The sequence below is a fragment of the Paenibacillus sp. BAC0078 genome (assembly GCF_054483875.1).
In genome coordinates, this window is sequence record NZ_JBTLRW010000001.1 from 23,721 (window position 1) to 40,402 (window position 16,682).

Below are 16,682 nucleotides of genomic sequence, written 5' to 3' on the forward strand. Positions count from 1 at the left end.
TAAATGAAGGGGTCAGGATAAGCGAACGACCATTTTAGCATTTTCATATGTGAGGAGATACTATTATGTTCACTTCAAAAGTAATAAAGGGGGCCGTGGCCCTGGTACTATTCGGTACTTTGTTCTCATTCTCTAATCCGGCGAGGCCTGTCGCGAATGCTGCCGATGCCAGCTGCTCTATGGGCTACGTAGGCCTGACATTCGACGATGGCCCGAATCCCAGTAATACGACAAATCTACTTAATGCGCTGAAGCAGTCAGGGCTGCGCGCAACGATGTTCAACCTCGGGCAAAACGTGCAGAATAACCCGTCTCTGGTGCGGGACCAAGTGGCCGCAGGCATGTGGGTCGGCAATCACTCCTATACGCATCCTCACATGACTACATTGAGCAGCTCGCAGATGTCGTCGGAAATCACGCGGACTCAGCAGGCGATCCAGTCGATTACCGGAACGGCTCCGAAGCTGTTTCGTCCGCCGTATGGCGAGACCAACGGAGTGCTAAAGTCCCTTGAGGCCCAAAATGGTCTTACCGAAGTTCTCTGGAACGTTGACTCCCAGGACTGGAACGGCGCCACCACCGCCCAGATCGTAGCCGCTGCGGGCAGGCTGCAAAACGGCGATGTAATTCTGATGCATGACCAATACCAGACTACGCTCCAAGCGATTCCGCAGATCGCGCAGAACCTCAAGAGCCGTGGGATGTGCTCAGGCATGATCTCGCCGAGCACAGGTCGGGCCGTCGCGCCTGACGGCGGAGGCGGTGGTACAACTCCTACACCTACTCCAACTCCAGGTCCAAGCACAGGCACGAAAATGGAAGCAGAGAATATGACTAAAGGCGGTCAGTACACCTCGAATATCAGCTCGCCGTTCAACGGAGCTGCTTTATATGCCAATAATGACTCGGTGAAATACACGCAGTATTTCGGGAGCGGTACCCATAATTTTTCACTACGCGGGGCTTCAAATAACTCTAATATGGCCAGAGTCGATTTGAAGATCGGTGGTGTGACGAAAGGTACCTTCTACTTCGGCGGAAGCAGTCCTGCGGTCTATACTCTAACCAATGTCAGTCATGGAACCGGAAATCAAGAGATTGAGCTTGTTGTTACGGCAGATGATGGAACATGGGATGCGTACCTTGATTATTTGGAGATCAACTGAGTGTTGGTCTGATTAACGCTTCAGTGAGCGAAAAGCTAAAACAGCCGGGATCGCCCCGGCTGTTGTGCTGCGTAAATTTGCTATAAGCGTTCTTTCTGCACTCGGAATGAAACTACAGTCCCCGAATTGGCAATGCTCTGCACTCTCAGCGCACTGCCGCAAAAGCGTTTTAACCGCCTGTCGGTATTCAGCAGACCAATCCCCGTTCTTCCGTTTGCTTTAATATCCAGAATATGGTTCATCGTTTCTTCATCCATCCCAATCCCGTTATCGGAAACAGAAATCTCGACAGCCCGGCCAATATCGGCTACTCTAATTCGGACTTCACCACCCGCAGACCTCTTTAAAAGGCCATGAGTTACCGCATTTTCTACAAGCGGCTGAATTGTCAGTGGAGGGATGCGGACTTGTATATTATCTTCAAGCTCCCATACAACCTGAAGCCGGTCCTCGAACCGCTTCTGCTGGATATACAGATAGGAACGAATGAGGCTAAGCTCCCGGTCAAGCGTGATCAGGCGGTCCGAATTTCGAAAATCTATGCTAAGCCTGAAATAGTTGGTCAGCTCATCAATTAAATCATCCATTTTGATTGGATCAATCTTGCTGAGTGCAGATACTGCGTTAAACGTATTGATTAAGAAATGAGGTTTGATTTGTGCCTGCAGCAAAGCAGCTTCCATACGCAAGATTTCGTTTACCGATTTTTTGAGATTGGTCAGCGACCTTACCCTGGATTTCAGCTCCGTAGCATTCACCGGTTTGGTTACGTAGTCATTTGCCCCGGACCGGAATCCCGCCTCAATATCCTTATCCCGGTCACTTGCCGTCAAAAGAAGGACTGGAAGCTCTGCAATAGAATAACGTTCACGAATTCGCGCCGTCAGTTCGTACCCGGACATGATCGGCATGGTTACATCCGAAATAATGATGTCCCATTCGCCTTTTTCCAGCAGTGCCAGTGCTTCTACACCGTTGACAGCCGAAAAGAGGTCATAGGGCTCATTCGCAAAAATTGCTCTAAGCACATTAAGATTAACCGGATCATCGTCTACAACCATCAGCCGCATCCTGTCAGGAGACGAAGTGAGGTTTAGCTCCATGTCAGAAGGGGACTCATTTAAAGTAGCTATAGCCTCACTGCTTGCAGCAGTTTCATATGGAAATTCAGGCTGCGGTGCAGTGAGCTTTTCATCAGCCGCGTCATAATCAAGTCTTATTGTGAAGGTAAAAATAGAGCCTACATTGGTCTCCGACCGTACCCCTATGGTTCCCCCATGCATTTCAACCAGCTGCTTACATATATTAAGCCCCAGGCCAACGCCTCCCATTGGCGAAGCTGAATCCAAAGGTGCCTGAACATACGCTTCGAAGACTCTGCTCATTGTCTCTGAATCCATCCCAATCCCCGTATCTGCAACCGATATGCTTGCCCGTCCGGCTTTCACTTCGGCATTCACCGATATCTCGCCCGCTTCGGAGTACTTAATTGCGTTATGTACAAGGTTGAACAGAATTTGATTCAATCTATACTCATCAGCAAATACTGAAGGGAAATCCGCCGGAATGCGGTTGACCAGCTGAATCGGCTTGCCCTCTGTCATAAAACGAAGCATATCAAGCACGCTGGAAGCAACGCCATGAACGGAGACAGCCTCAAAGTGCAAATGAATCTGATTTTCCTTCAGCCGGGCCATATCCAGCAAATCATTCAGCATATAAGACATGCGGCGGCCAACGTTGACCAGCAGGTGCAGGTCATTAGCGCTGTTAACCCCCAGTTTATTCTGTTCTCTATCGGCAACCGACTGTGAAAGGTTAATCATCCCGTGCAGCGGATTGCGCAGTTCGTGGGCGACTGTAAAAAGAAACTCGTCTTTCTGCTTGTCCGCCTTTTGCAGTATACCTGCGAGCTTCTGAGCGTCCCGTGACACCCCGATAAAACGCTTGAACCAAAAGACTGTAATACAAATCATCGCTATAATTAGGTCGAAGGGATATGAGGGAACCTCCATGCGAGCTTTTTCGTAAATAATCAGCCAAATCATACTGCTAACCGCAGCGAGAGCCGCGAGGAGCAGATAAATATTTTCCGACACCTGCTTGACAGTTGATCTGTACATCACATAGGGCATAAGCAGACAAGGAATGAACATTAGCGCAAAGAACAGGGCTTCATACCCCTGTACAATACGTAAAGGCAGAAGACATACCGCCACAATCGCAATGCCGCACAGGAAATTGTAGACTCGAACCGCCCGGGGCGGCAACCATCCAGGGAACTTGTCCTTAATCAATTGGTGCAAAAAAAACGCGCCTGACAGCATAACGATATAAATAATTTTGTATCCCCAGACGTAGGAAAAGGGAAGCCATTTATACAATAGCCGTACATCGGTTAGCAGCGTAGCGAAAATGACACAAACCACCATCATAGAAAAGGACAGCAGTTGCTTATTCCGCACTCCTAATATATATAATAAAAATCCGTAAAGGGCATGAAGAGCATAAGCCACACAAGCAATCCAGAGTACATTTTCTTCTAATTCCATGTCTTTTCTAAGTACATTTTCCAGTCCGAAGGTAGCGGAACGAACAATCCCGCTGCCACGAATGCTGTCGAAATTAGCGACCTGTATGATAAGTTCAATTTCTCTCTCATTTTTTAATGTAAAATACATCGTATACGGTTTTTCCAGCGGTGAATAGCTGTCCTTGGTCAGTCCCGGCTGTCCTGAGTGTCCGAGCAGCTTACGGTTTATGTATACTTCTGATGCACTTTTTATCCTCGTGATGTGGACGCCGTAAGACTCTCCCTTGTCCGGGTCCACAAGAATCCTCAAGCGGTAAGTGCCGGAGCCATGCTCTCCTTTGCCAGATGAACCCTTTTTGAAATTCAAGCTGCCCGGAACCTGGACCCATTGCTTCGGTGATTGAAGCCCAGACATTGAACTGCCATTCTCGAAGGGAAGCACACCAGGATAAAATTCCCACTCGCCATTCAGCGGCAAAGAATGTTTGCTTAGAGATTCCCATCCCCGCAGATCCAGCACCCCCCGTTCCGCGACAGGATAGTTTGCAGCCAGCGTATATTGCAACCATTCATAACGCAGCGCAGTCAAGACGACCATAAATATTGTACATATAATCCATATTTTCGTTTTCTTCATAATGGTTCTATCATTCGACATGGCATTGCAATTTCCCTCCAAAGAGGCAAAATGCGCTTGACGTTGCGCCTATCAAGGTATTCGGATAAACTGATTGAACACTACACCTTTACAATCGAAGGAGATTTTTGCAATGGCAATGACTGAGAAAGAAAAGGCTCAAAAAGGGTTGCTGTACGACAATAATAATGATAAACAACTGGTGGAAGAACGTCTTCAGGCCAAAGAGCTGTGTTATGACTATAACCACCTTCGTCCAAGCAGAATAGCAGAGAGAGAGGCTATGATCAGAGAACTTTTTGCAAAGACCGGAACAAAGTTTCTGATTGAGCAACCCTTTCTATGCGACCAGGGATATAATATTGAAATTGGTGAGAACTTCTACTGTAATCATAATTGTGTCATGCTGGATGCGGCTAAAGTTACCTTTGGGGACAATGTGTTTATTGCACCGAATGTTGGATTCTACACTGCCGGACATCCACTGGATGCAGAACAACGCAATCAGGGCTTGGAAATTGCTTATCCCATCACGGTAGGGAATAATGTATGGATTGGCGGGGGAGTGTCTGTTCTTCCGGGAGTCAGCATAGGGGACAATACGGTTATCGGGGCTGGGAGCGTAGTGACCAGAGACATTCCTTCAGGGGTTATAGCCGCCGGCAACCCATGCCGGGTGATTAGGGAAATTACCGAGGCGGATAAGGATAAATACCCAAGGGATGGAAAAGCCGATTTCGTATACAATTTACCCGAACAAGCAAAGAAAAGCTATAATTAAGACTAGTCGCTGCATGAGCGGGTGGGAGGACAGGCCATGAACAAAGAAGATCAGGTCTTAATGGGTTTCAGGGACTTGTATAACAAGATGGTTTGGCTTAATAAGGATAAGATGGAAGACAGTCTTAAGGGCTATAAGTCTTCTGAAGTACATTGCATCGAATACATTGAAAAAAATGCAGATTCCAACGTGACAAACCTTGCGGAATCCTTTTATATGACCCGCGGTGCCATAAGTAAACTAACTAAGAAGCTCATAAATAAAGGCCTTATCGAGAGCTACCAGAAGCCGGATAACAAGAAAGAAATCTATTTTAGGCTTACTAAGCAAGGGAAAGTCATTTATAAAATCCATGAGGACCTGCACAAGGAATTTCAAGAGCGGGATAAGGCCGTATTTGAGCAGGTCACCGATGAACAATTTGACAGTATGCTTAGCTTCCTGGATAAGTATAGCAGGCATTTGGATGCAGAAATAAAGAAGCTGGGTGCAGATATTAAGCCGGAATAAATTTGAATAATGAAAATGAAACCACAGGCAGCCGGACTCTATTGAGAACTGGCTGCATTTTTATTGCTATTATTTTGTTGACAAGGAAACAAAATAAAGATACGATAATTGTGTTTCCAAGGAAACAAAACCGTACTTTCGAAGGAGAATTAAATGACTAAATTCAGATCACACCATGAACAGAACACAGAACAAACCGTAGATACACACGCTTTAATCTTCGGTCTTATCTCTGTATTTCTTTGCGGAATAGGCTTCAGCATCATAGCACCTGTCGTTCCATTCTTAGTGCAGCCTTATATCAGCAGTCCGGGAGAACAAGCTATAGTTGTTACGCTGCTGACCTCATCTTATGCAGTCTGTGTGTTTTTTGCGGCCCCCGTACTTGGAGCTTTGAGCGACAAATATGGCCGTCGTCCATTGCTCTTAGTATGCCTTTTAGGTTCCGCAATCGGGTACTTGGTTTTCGGCATAGGAGGAGCTCTATGGGTGCTATTTGCCGGGCGCATAATAGAAGGTATAACAGGCGGGAGCATAAGCACGATCTTCGCATATTTTGCAGACATCATTCCTCCAGAGCAGAGAACCAAATACTTTGGGTGGGTGAGTGCGGTTGTAGGTGTAGGCACCGTCATTGGCCCGACTCTAGGCGGATTGCTTGCCAAGTTTGGTTATGCTGTACCCATGTATTTTGGAGCATCAATAACTTTATTGAATGTTGTGTATGGATACTTTTTTATGCCTGAGAGCCTAGACAAGAATAGTAGACTGAAAGAGATTCCCTTGGTAAGACTGAATCCATTTTCACAGCTTGCAAACCTGCTGTCCATGAAAAGCTTAAAAAGGCTGCTTATCTCAGCCTTCTTGCTTTGGATACCGGGCGGATCTTTACAGTCAGTTTTATCACAATTTACACTGGATACCTTCAGTTGGAAGCCTGCTCTAATCGGACTTATATTCTCAATTATGGGCGTCCAAGACATCGTCTCACAAGGTTTCATCATGCCAAAGCTTTTGAAGAGACTTAGTGATACACAAATAGCAATTCTTGGAATGGCCTCGGAGATTATAGGCTACAGTCTTATTGCGCTATCTGCGTTGTTCTCATTCTATCCGCTTTTTATCGCTGGAATGTTTGTATTTGGGTTTGGTGATTCGATCTTTGGGCCATCATTCAATGGGATGCTATCCAAGTCTGTCGATTCTAGTGAACAAGGAAGGATTCAAGGGGGCAGCCAATCTATTCAGGCTCTAGCAAGAATGATCGGTCCGATCATCGGAGGTCAAATCTATGTATCGCTTGGGTCAGCGGCACCTGCTTTTATGGGAATGATTCTTATAACAGCGGCAATACCAGTTTTATATAAGAGGACGCTATCATAATAATAGGGCTTCAGAACTTAGGGATAAGCTCTGAAACCCTATTTGTCTACTGCAAATATCTAAAGCTCTTTTGGCGGCCATCCCCGATATAGAGAACATGGTCAAATTTGGAGGAATCCAATCCGTTTTCATCGTTCAGGTACTCTTTTGCAACATATCTGCCCTTGATCTTAGCCAGTATGTTAGTAATCCCCTTGAACTCGTCATGTTCGATTACATCCGTGAGCGTACATTCAATGGCGATTGGACATTCCCGGATCATAGGAGCATTAACGGCCTGCGATTGAACATGCGTTAGATTGATGTTGTCAAATTTGTTCAGATCATATCCGGAATGCGCTCCGCAATAGCTGATTGCTTCTACCAGAGAACGGTCAGGCACATTGACGATGAAATCACGAACCGCTTTAATCTGATTGACAGCATATCCCTTGCTGCTGAAGCCAAGAACCACCATATCCTTCAACGTATACGAAGAAGAGATTGTAGTTACATTCGGACGTCCATCGGTATCGTAAAAGCTCACCAAAATCACCGGAAATCCGTAATACATTTTCTCATAATCCACAGCTACCTTATCCATTATGCAATCCTCCTGATAATCTTACTTACCATCAAGTGGCAGTTTCAATACAGAAAGCATAACGCAGCGGGTAAGGAGCCTGAGTGATTTGACGCACATGCCTAGTTGCTATCCAGTTGCAAGGACGGGCCAAAAAACTCATAGTGGATTTGTTCTTCCTTCATTCCTAGGGCGTGTAATTCCCGGATCATGGCTTCCATAAAAGGTACCGGACCGCAAACATACGCATCACCGGAAATGTCCACATACTCTTTCAGGACTTCGCCTGTAATCACGCCATCGGGACCGCTGGAATAGAAGGTTTTGGTCTTGACGTTGCTCATGGCCGCAGCATATTTCTCGATATCCGCACCGAAAGCAGAGAGCGCTTCATTCCGCGCAGAATGCAGAAATACAGTCGGCCGGTCCGGCGTGGTTGACGACACGGTTTCGAGCATACTCATCATCGGCGTTATGCCTACGCCACCAGAGATAAAGGCTACCGGTGTTGTTTTGGAAGCATCAAGCAAAAATTCACCGGCTGGAGCGCTAACTTCAACAGTATCTCTTTCAGCCACCTGCTCATGAAGATAAAGCGAGACAACGCCGTTTGGATCATTATCTGCTTCGCGTTTTACGGAAATGCGGAATTCATCTGCTTTTGGCGCTTGTGAAAGGCTGTACTGGCGGATCATCGTGTATTTCTCGCCCGGGATCAAGACACGCACAGAGATATACTGGCCTGGCTTGTAGTCAGGCACATTGGAGCCATCTGACGGTTTTAAATAAAACGATGTAATATTGTCGCTTTCTTGCACCTTGTGCACAACAGTGAACGGCTTGAAGAAGTTCCATCCATTGTCCTGCTCCCGCGCTTCCTTATACATGCTGTCTTCAACGCCGATAAAGGCAGCCGCGATGACCCCGTAAGCTTCTTCCCAAGCCTTAAGAATGTCATCCGTTGCCGCATCGCCCAGCACTTCCTTAATCGCTTTCAGCAAAAATTCGCCGACGATCGGGTATTGCTCCGGTTTAATGCCAAGGCTGACATGCTTGTGTGCGATCTGAACAACTGCAGGCAAAATATTCTCGAGGTTGTCAATGTGGACTGCCGCTGCATACACTGCATTCGCAAGTGCTGCCTGCTGGCGGCCTTGTGCCTGGTTGGCATGGTTAAATACATTAAGTAGCTCAGGATGGGCGGCGAACATATTCCGGTAAAACACCGATGTAATGGTTGTGCCATGTTCTGCCAAGACGGGTGCTGTGGATTTGACAATGTCCCTGGTTTGCTGTGATAAAATAACGATCCACTCCTCTCAATTAGTACAAAATTAATATATACTGATTTTAAATTAAAAGATATATCTAAAATACCACTTTAACAATTTGGACAATTTATGTGATATCATTTGTAATAAATATCACTTACTATGCATGTCGATTGGAGAAAAACATGAGACTTACGTTATACACGGATTTTTCTTTACGAATTCTCCTGTATCTTGGAGCCAAAGAGCTATCTGAATTATCAACCATACAAGACATTTCGAACGCATACCATATCTCCAAAAACCATTTGATGAAGGTCTCGCACGAACTAGGCAAGGCGGGATATATTGAAACGGTAAGAGGGCGGGGAGGAGGGGTACGGCTTGCCCTTGCACCTGAAGAGATTAATATCGGGGAGGTCGTGCGCCGGATGGAGGACGATTTCTATCTTGTCGAATGCTTCAACCCCTCAGGCGGCAGTTGTCCGATCTCCCCGGTGTGTGGACTTAAAGGAGCGCTTGGCAAAGCGCTTCAAGCCTATCTGCAGGTGCTGGATGAATATACCCTGCAAGATTTATTAAGCAACAAAGATGACTTGCGGGCTGTTCTGCAGCAGGATAGGATTATGACTCCCCAAACAACAGACGTTCTTCATCCCGGCTATGAACGGAGTTCAGAACCAGCAGCGCGTAGAACTGCCGAATCACCGCAGGAGTAAGGCCTTCAGTACCAAGAGATGTCTTAACATCGTTTACTATGGTTCTCAAAAGCTCATGATCGCGTGTAAGACGGGTAATTGCCTCTTGAAGGTGAGGTTTCTTCTCGGCTATTTCCTGATAGAAGCCTTCTTCTTCAGCATCGGCGTGACTAAGAATCCGCGTTTTCCAGTATTCAATCAAATAGTCGGCAGCTTGACGCGCCACCTCGAATTCCTTCGCTTTCAGAAGCTCTTCTATCTCTTCGGTTTTGGCTGCAGCACCGGATAGCCCTCCCTGATGAATCGCATGATGGGCGTGCAATTGGCGTAATGAAGGTCCTGACATATAGCTTCATCCTCTCGTTTTTTGTTCAGTATAGCACACAAGAAAGTAGTGAAATTCCCGGTAAGGCTTCTACCCGATATAAAAGAGGGAAGTCCCTGACAGGATCATATTGCCGCGGATCGGCATCGCTCGAGACCAGCTTTCCTCAAAGAGAGGAAGGCTTTTTTGCTGCGACTAAGATCAAGGGAATTCCCGCTGCTCAATAGGACATTCCCTAATGGGAAGTATGGCGCCTTAGATACATAATGGTATTAATTGAATGCTACAAAGGAGTGTTCGTCTCAATGAAGAAAAAATACGGTCTTAACTTTTTTAAACCGATCGAAAGCTATTCCAGGAACTGGTCCATTCTCGAAGAGAAAAACCGGGATTGGGAGAACATGTACCGCCAGCGCTGGTCACATGATAAAGTAGTCCGCACCACACACGGAGTCAATTGCACAGGCTCCTGCAGCTGGAAGGTATTTGTGAAGAACGGCATCATTACCTGGGAGAACCAGCAGATTGATTATCCTTCCTGCGGACCGGATATGCCTGAGTTTGAGCCGCGCGGCTGTCCTCGCGGAGCCACCTTTTCATGGTACGAGTACAGTCCTCTGCGGGTGAAATTCCCCTATATTCGCGGGAAGCTGTGGCGGTTATGGCAGACAGCCTTGTCCCAGCACGACAATTACATTGACGCCTGGGCCAGCATTGTAGAAGATCCAGAGAAAGCTAGCCAGTACAAGAAGGCCCGCGGCAAAGGCGGTCATATTCGTGTAGCATGGGACGATGTACTGCACCTTATTTCAGCACAGCTCATCTATACGATCAGAAAATACGGTCCCGACCGGATCGCCGGCTTCACTCCGATTCCGGCAATGTCTATGATCAGTTATGCTTCAGGCGCACGTTTTATCTCGCTTCTGGGCGGACAAATGCTTAGCTTCTATGACTGGTACGCTGATCTTCCTCCGGCTTCTCCACAAATTTGGGGTGAGCAGACGGATGTTCCTGAATCTTCCGACTGGTACAATGCAGGCTACCTGATCATGTGGGGGTCCAATGTGCCGCTAACCCGGACACCGGATGCACACTTTATGACGGAAGTACGCTATAAAGGCACCAAAGTCGTGTCGGTGGCACCGGACCTTGCGGAGAACGTCAAATTTGCCGACAACTGGCTGGCGCCAAATCCCGGCACGGATGCCGCAGTCGCCCAGGCTATGACACATGTAATCCTGAATGAGTTCTACAAGGAACGTCAGGAACCGATGTTCCTCAATTATGCCAAGCAATATACCGACATGCCTTTTCTGATTCTGCTGGACCCGCACGAAGATGCGCTCAAAGGCGGCCGTTTCCTCCGGTCAAGCGATCTCGGCGATGCCTCGGAGCATTCCGACTGGAAGCCTGTTATTTTTGACGAGTCAGCCGGCGAAATGATTGTTCCTAATGGGACCATGGGTCAACGCTGGGAGCAAGGCAAGGACTGGAACCTGATTCTTGAGCGGGAAGATGGAAGCAAAGTGGAGCCGGCGCTGAGCATTGAAGGCCACGGCGAAGAGTGGACAGAAATCGTGTTCCCGTACTTCGATAATTCGGGAAATGGCACTTTTAAACGGATGATTCCGGTCAAAAAAGTACGGCTGGCAGACGGTACAGAGCGGCTTGTTGCCACTGTCTATGACTTGATGATGAGCCAGTATGGCATCGCACGTACAGACAGCCCGCTAAATGCCAAGGACTATTATGATCAATCTTCTCATTACACGCCTGCATGGCAAGAGAAGATTACGAGTGTTAAACCTAGTGTCGTGGTTCAGATTGCCCGTGAATTTGCCCAGAACGCAATAGATACAGGCGGACGCTCGATGATTATCATGGGCGCAGGGATCAACCACTGGTTCAACAGTGATACCATCTACCGTTCCATCTTGAATCTGGTCGTTCTGACTGCTTCCCAAGGCGTGAACGGCGGCGGCTGGGCGCATTACGTCGGCCAGGAGAAATGCCGTCCGATCGAAGGCTGGTCAACCGTCGCGTTCGCCAAGGACTGGCAAGGCGCAGCCCGGCAGCAAAATGCCACATCATTTTTCTATTTTGCTACAGAGCAGTGGCGTTATGAGGAGAGCGGCACCGATTCGCTGAAATCGCCGACCGGCGGGGATGTAGCCTATCAGCATCCGGCTGACTATAACGTGCTGGCTGCACGTCTCGGCTGGCTGCCTTCCTTCCCGCAGTTCAATAAGAACAGTCTTCTATTCGCTGAAGAAGCTGCGCAGCAGGGGAAGAAGTCCAATCCGGAGATTATCAGCCACACCCTGGAAGAGATCAAGTCTCGGACAACCCGCTTTGCGGTTGAAGACCCCGGCGCACAAGAGAATTTCCCGCGCTCGCTGTTTATCTGGCGCTCGAACCTGATTTCAAGCTCCGCCAAGGGGCAGGAGTATTTCATGAAGCATTTGCTTGGAGCCTCCGATGGGCTGCTTGCCCAGCCGAACGAAGAGCAGAAGCCGGAGGAAATCATCTGGAGAGAGGATGTAGAAGGCAAACTTGATCTGATGGTTGCGCTTGATTTCCGGATGACTACAACACCGCTACATGCAGACATTGTTCTGCCTGCGGCTACCTGGTATGAGAAAACAGACCTGTCGTCAACAGACATGCACCCGTTTGTGCATCCGTTCAACCCGGCAGTTAATCCGCTGTGGGAATCGCGTTCGGACTGGGATATTTACCGCCAGCTTGCGGAGGTTTTCTCCGAAATGGCGAAATCGCATCTGCCTGGGGTCTATAAAGATCTTGTTGCCTCACCGCTGGGCCATGACTCAATTAGTGAAATTTCACAGCCTATGGGCCTTGTCAAAGACTGGGCCAAGGGAGAAATTGAAGCGATTCCGGGCAAAACGATGCCAAATCTAAGCATCGTGGAGCGCGACTATACCAAAATTCATGACAAATACAGCTCGCTTGGGCCTAACCTTGCAACAGGCAAAGCAGGCGCACACGGTATCAGCTTCTCCGTAGCCGAAGAATATGAGGAGCTGAAGCGGATTAGCGGAGTGTATACCGATGAGTCCATCAAAAACGGTCTGCCGAAGCTGCAAACTGCCCGCCAGGTAGCAGATACCATTCTTCATTTGTCTTCAGCCACCAATGGCCGGGTATCCCAGAAGGCATACGCGCAAGCAGAAAAGGATTCGGGCGTCGAGCTAAGAGATATTTCGGCGGACCGGGCAGCAGAGAAAATCACCTTCCAGAGCATCACCGCACAGCCGCGGGAAGTGATTCCGACACCGGTATTCAGCGGCTCGAACAAGCAAGGACGCCGTTATTCGCCGTTCACAACGAATATCGAACGTCTCGTTCCTTTCCGCACACTGACGGGAAGACAGCATTTCTATATTGACCATGAGATCTTCCTCCAGTATGGGGAATCGCTGCCTGTCTATAAGCCAACCTTGCCGCCTATGGTCTTCGGAACCTCCGACAAGGAAGTGAAGGGCGGACTGGATACGCTTGTATTGAGATATTTAACACCGCATGGCAAGTGGAATATCCACTCCACTTACCAGGACAATCAGCATATGCTGACGCTGTTCCGTGGCGGTCCAACGGTGTGGATTAACAACGAGGATGCGGAAGCACACAGCATTTCCGATAACGACTGGCTTGAAGTATACAACCGCAACGGTGTCGTAACTGCACGTGCGGTCGTCAGCCACCGGATGCCGAGAGGCACCATGTTCATGTACCATGCTCAGGACAAGCATATTCAAGTGCCTGGCTCCGAAATTACAGACACACGCGGCGGAAGCCACAATGCGCCTACCCGAATTCATCTTAAGCCTACGCAGATGGTCGGTGGGTATGCACAGCTCAGTTACGGCTTCAATTATTATGGTCCCATCGGTAACCAACGGGATGTCTACGTAGCCGTGCGCAAAATGAAGGAGGTCAACTGGCTTGAAAATTAAAGCGCAAGTAGCAATGGTAATGAACCTGGATAAATGCATCGGCTGCCACACATGCAGTGTGACCTGCAAGACGACCTGGACAAACCGCAAAGGCGCGGAATATATGTGGTTCAATAACGTCGAAACCAAACCTGGTATCGGGTATCCGAAACGTTGGGAAGACCAGGAGCTTTACAAGGGCGGCTGGCAGCTCCGCAAAGGAAAGCTGGAACTGAAATCCGGCAACAAGCTGTCCAAGATCGCACTCGGAAAAATCTTCTACAATCCCGACATGCCGGAAATGAAGGATTACTACGAGCCGTGGACTTACAACTACGAGCATCTGACGAATGCAGGCGAACAGAAGCATTCTCCGGTCGCTCGGGCTCATTCTGCGGTGACAGGCGAGAAGATGGATCTGGAATGGGGGCCGAACTGGGAAGATGATCTGGCTGGCGCGCATGTAACCGGGCCGCTCGATCCGAACATCCAGAAGATTGAGGAAGAGATCAAATTCAACTTTGAGAAATCCTTTATGATTTATCTGCCACGCCTCTGTGAGCATTGCCTTAATCCGAGCTGTGTAGCATCCTGCCCTTCCGGTGCGATGTACAAACGGGACGAGGACGGAATTGTGCTTGTCGATCAGGAAGCTTGCCGCGGCTGGAGATATTGCATGACAGGCTGCCCATACAAGAAGGTGTACTTCAACTGGCAGACCAACAAAGCGGAGAAATGCACCTTCTGCTTCCCGCGCGTGGAAGCTGGCTTGCCGACTGTCTGCTCCGAGACTTGTACCGGCCGTATCCGCTATTTAGGCGTTCTGCTGTACGACGCCGACAAAGTTCTTGACGCGGCTTCAACGCCTGATGAAAAAGATTTGTATAAAGCACAATGCGATCTGTTCATGAATCCGCATGATCCGGAAGTGATTGCTCAGGCAAGAAAAGACGGCATTTCGGAAGACTGGCTGGAGGCTGCGCAGAACTCACCGGTCTACAAGCTTGCCATCGAGCATAAGCTGGCATTCCCGCTTCATCCCGAATACCGCACGCTGCCGATGGTATGGTATGTGCCGCCGCTTAGCCCGATCATGAATTATTTTGAAGGCAAAGATTCACTCAAGAACCCGGATATGATCTTCCCGGCCATCGAAGAAATGCGGACGCCGATTCAGTACCTGGCGAACATGCTGACTGCAGGGGATACGGTTACAGTAAAAGAAGCCTTGCAGCGGATGGCGATGATGCGTTCCTACATGCGCGCCAAATCCGCAGGGCAGGAGTTCGATCTGAGCCGGCTGGAACGTGTGGGTATGACCGCAGAGCAGACGGAGCAGATGTACCGGCTGCTCGCCATCGCCAAATATGAAGACCGTTTTGTCATCCCGACTTCCCACAAGGAGCAGCATATGAATCCTTACCGTGCGCAAGGCTCCACCGGATTCGGAAATATCATGGGTGATATGGGCTCAGGCTCCGGTTGTGACGGCTGCGGGCCGGTCAGCTCTACAGGAACCGCAATGAAGACTGGTAAGGAAATGTATGAAGAAAACTTCTACGGAGGGATTTGGCGTGATTGATCTGACCAAACTGCACGATTACAAAACATCCTTCAGATATTTCGCCCTGCAGCTCATGTACCCGGAGAAGCTGGATTTTCATCCAGCTTTTCTGGAAGAGGCGTTCGGCAGCGGGCATCCGGGTTATGCCCATGTGCACACCTACTGGTCAGTTATGCAAACCTTCAGTCTGGAGGAGATTCAGGAGAGCTATGCGGCAACTTTTGATTTCCAGAAAGACTGCGCGCTGTATATGACCTTTTTTAAATTTGAGGAAGGCAAGGAGAGGGGGCAGATGCTCGCCAAGCTGAAGCTTCTGTACGAAATGTTTGGGCTGGAAATGCCGGAAGGCGAATTGCCCGACTATCTTCCGCTTATGTGTGAATTTCTGTATGCCGCCGAATGGCTTGAAGTCCCGGGAGCTCCCGAGAATTTCCGGATGCTGATTGCGATCCTTGAGGATGGCACCTACCATCTGCTCAAAGCGCTGGAGAAAAATCAAAGTCCCTATTACCATCTGGTGAAGGGACTCCGTGAAACATTTAAAGCTTGTGCAGGGCAGGAGGCCATTAGTTAATGAATATGTCTGGTCAGTTCTTATGGGTTATTTTCCCTTACATTTGTTTGGCAGTCTTTATCGTCGGACATATTTTCCGCTACCGCAAGGACCAGTTCAACTGGACCGCTAAATCCAGTGAATTCATCGAGAAGAAGCAGCTTAAATATGGAAGCATCTTATTCCATCTTGGAATCATTCCGGTCATTTTCGGCCATATCGGCGGTCTCGTGGTTCCGAAGTCGTGGCTGGAGGCGGTAGGTGTAAACGATCATCTCTACCACATTGGCGCAGTTTACATTGGCAGCTTTTTTGGCGTGGCAACACTGCTGGGCATGATTATCCTCACCTCGCGCCGGTTTACGATCAAGAACGTCCGCCGGCTCAGCAGCGCCTCCGATTTGATTGTCAATGCACTGCTGCTCTTCATCGTGTTCATGGGGATGTATTCAACAGTCGTAACCAATGCCGTACAGCCTGAATTTGATTACCGGGAGACCATTTCCGTCTGGTTCCGGGGCCTGTTCATGTTCAGACCCGATCCGTCGCTCATGGAAGGTGTGCCGTTTTCCTTCAAGGTACACATACTTTCAGGCTTTGCCATCTTTGCCTTCTGGCCGTTCACCCGGCTGGTCCATGTCTGGAGCGTTCCGTTGAATTATGTAGGCAGAAGTTATATTCTATACAGAAGAAATAAAAAATTGAATTAAGGAAAGCAGTGTGAATCTTCTTTCCTGTTC

The 16,682-nt window shown here is 48.5% G+C and carries 12 protein-coding genes and 1 pseudogene; 9 read left to right on the forward strand and 4 right to left on the reverse strand.

What is annotated here, in order from left to right:
* The first annotated feature begins 65 nt into the window (after nt 1-65).
* Nucleotides 66-1,166, forward strand: a complete 1,101-nt coding sequence (locus tag ACX1DY_RS00120; protein WP_458962185.1) for a polysaccharide deacetylase family protein — start codon at nt 66-68, stop codon at nt 1,164-1,166.
* An 80-nt stretch (nt 1,167-1,246) separates the two neighbouring features.
* Here ACX1DY_RS00120 and ACX1DY_RS00125 read toward each other — a convergent pair whose 3' ends face one another.
* The gene (locus ACX1DY_RS00125) at nt 1,247-4,357 is read right to left on the reverse strand and encodes an ATP-binding protein (protein ID WP_458962186.1); all 3,111 of its coding nucleotides are present in this window, start codon (nt 4,355-4,357) and stop codon (nt 1,247-1,249) included.
* Between the two features lie 118 nt (nt 4,358-4,475).
* On the opposite strand from ACX1DY_RS00125, the gene ACX1DY_RS00130 reads away from it, so the two are divergent.
* The 3 genes from ACX1DY_RS00130 to ACX1DY_RS00140 all read left to right on the forward strand — a co-directional run bounded on the left by ACX1DY_RS00130 (nt 4,476) and on the right by ACX1DY_RS00140 (nt 7,010).
* Entirely contained in the window at nt 4,476-5,117 is a 642-nt protein-coding gene (locus ACX1DY_RS00130) for a sugar O-acetyltransferase (protein ID WP_458962798.1), read from the forward strand.
* A gap of 36 nt (nt 5,118-5,153) precedes the next feature.
* Nucleotides 5,154-5,627 carry a MarR family transcriptional regulator gene (locus ACX1DY_RS00135; protein ID WP_458962187.1) on the forward strand — a complete coding sequence of 158 codons (474 nt, stop codon included), beginning with the start codon at nt 5,154-5,156 and terminating at the stop codon, nt 5,625-5,627.
* A 153-nt stretch (nt 5,628-5,780) separates the two neighbouring features.
* Entirely contained in the window at nt 5,781-7,010 is a 1,230-nt protein-coding gene (locus ACX1DY_RS00140; RefSeq protein ID WP_458962188.1) for an MFS transporter, read from the forward strand.
* 46 nt (nt 7,011-7,056) lie between these two features.
* Here ACX1DY_RS00140 and ACX1DY_RS00145 read toward each other — a convergent pair whose 3' ends face one another.
* Together ACX1DY_RS00145 and hmpA are read right to left on the reverse strand one after the other, a co-directional pair.
* Nucleotides 7,057-7,593, reverse strand: a complete 537-nt coding sequence (locus ACX1DY_RS00145; RefSeq protein ID WP_458962189.1) for a flavin reductase family protein — start codon at nt 7,591-7,593, stop codon at nt 7,057-7,059.
* A 101-nt stretch (nt 7,594-7,694) separates the two neighbouring features.
* Nucleotides 7,695-8,876 (reverse strand): NO-inducible flavohemoprotein, encoded by a 1,182-nt coding sequence (gene hmpA, locus ACX1DY_RS00150; RefSeq protein WP_458962799.1) that lies wholly within the window; start codon nt 8,874-8,876, stop codon nt 7,695-7,697.
* A 152-nt stretch (nt 8,877-9,028) separates the two neighbouring features.
* On the opposite strand from hmpA, the pseudogene ACX1DY_RS00155 reads away from it, so the two are divergent.
* A pseudogene (locus tag ACX1DY_RS00155) lies at nt 9,029-9,454 on the forward strand (RrF2 family transcriptional regulator); the annotation flags it as partial.
* 13 nt (nt 9,455-9,467) lie between these two features.
* Here the strand turns inward: ACX1DY_RS00155 and ACX1DY_RS00160 are convergent.
* Nucleotides 9,468-9,887 (reverse strand): hemerythrin domain-containing protein, encoded by a 420-nt coding sequence (locus tag ACX1DY_RS00160; protein ID WP_458962190.1) that lies wholly within the window; start codon nt 9,885-9,887, stop codon nt 9,468-9,470.
* A 284-nt stretch (nt 9,888-10,171) separates the two neighbouring features.
* Here ACX1DY_RS00160 and ACX1DY_RS00165 point away from each other — a divergent pair, with 284 nt between their 5' ends.
* Genes ACX1DY_RS00165 through narI form a run of 4 tightly spaced genes read left to right on the forward strand, consistent with a single transcriptional unit; the run spans nt 10,172 to nt 16,652 of the window.
* On the forward strand, nt 10,172-13,846 hold the full coding sequence (locus tag ACX1DY_RS00165) for a nitrate reductase subunit alpha (RefSeq protein ID WP_458962191.1): 3,675 nt from the start codon (nt 10,172-10,174) through the stop codon (nt 13,844-13,846).
* Nucleotides 13,836-15,407, forward strand: coding sequence for a nitrate reductase subunit beta (gene narH / locus ACX1DY_RS00170; protein ID WP_458962192.1), 1,572 nt, complete (start codon nt 13,836-13,838; stop codon nt 15,405-15,407). Before ACX1DY_RS00165 ends, narH begins: the two co-directional genes overlap by 11 nt.
* On the forward strand, nt 15,400-15,963 hold the full coding sequence (gene narJ / locus ACX1DY_RS00175; protein WP_458962193.1) for a nitrate reductase molybdenum cofactor assembly chaperone: 564 nt from the start codon (nt 15,400-15,402) through the stop codon (nt 15,961-15,963). Before narH ends, narJ begins: the two co-directional genes overlap by 8 nt.
* Entirely contained in the window at nt 15,963-16,652 is a 690-nt protein-coding gene (gene narI, locus ACX1DY_RS00180) for a respiratory nitrate reductase subunit gamma (protein WP_458962194.1), read from the forward strand. The genes narJ and narI overlap by 1 nt, the downstream gene beginning before the upstream one ends.
* Nucleotides 16,653-16,682 lie beyond the last annotated feature (30 nt).

Coding starts and splice junctions, on each gene's coding strand:
- ACX1DY_RS00120 (WP_458962185.1), top strand. CDS start 66: ATGTTCACTTCAAAAGTAATAAAGGGGGCCGTGGCCCTGGTACTATTC.
- ACX1DY_RS00125 (WP_458962186.1), bottom strand. CDS start 4,357: ATGTCGAATGATAGAACCATTATGAAGAAAACGAAAATATGGATTATA.
- ACX1DY_RS00130 (WP_458962798.1), top strand. CDS start 4,476: ATGACTGAGAAAGAAAAGGCTCAAAAAGGGTTGCTGTACGACAATAAT.
- ACX1DY_RS00135 (WP_458962187.1), top strand. CDS start 5,154: ATGAACAAAGAAGATCAGGTCTTAATGGGTTTCAGGGACTTGTATAAC.
- ACX1DY_RS00140 (WP_458962188.1), top strand. CDS start 5,781: ATGACTAAATTCAGATCACACCATGAACAGAACACAGAACAAACCGTA.
- ACX1DY_RS00145 (WP_458962189.1), bottom strand. CDS start 7,593: ATGGATAAGGTAGCTGTGGATTATGAGAAAATGTATTACGGATTTCCG.
- ACX1DY_RS00160 (WP_458962190.1), bottom strand. CDS start 9,887: ATGTCAGGACCTTCATTACGCCAATTGCACGCCCATCATGCGATTCAT.
- ACX1DY_RS00165 (WP_458962191.1), top strand. CDS start 10,172: ATGAAGAAAAAATACGGTCTTAACTTTTTTAAACCGATCGAAAGCTAT.
- narI (WP_458962194.1), top strand. CDS start 15,963: ATGAATATGTCTGGTCAGTTCTTATGGGTTATTTTCCCTTACATTTGT.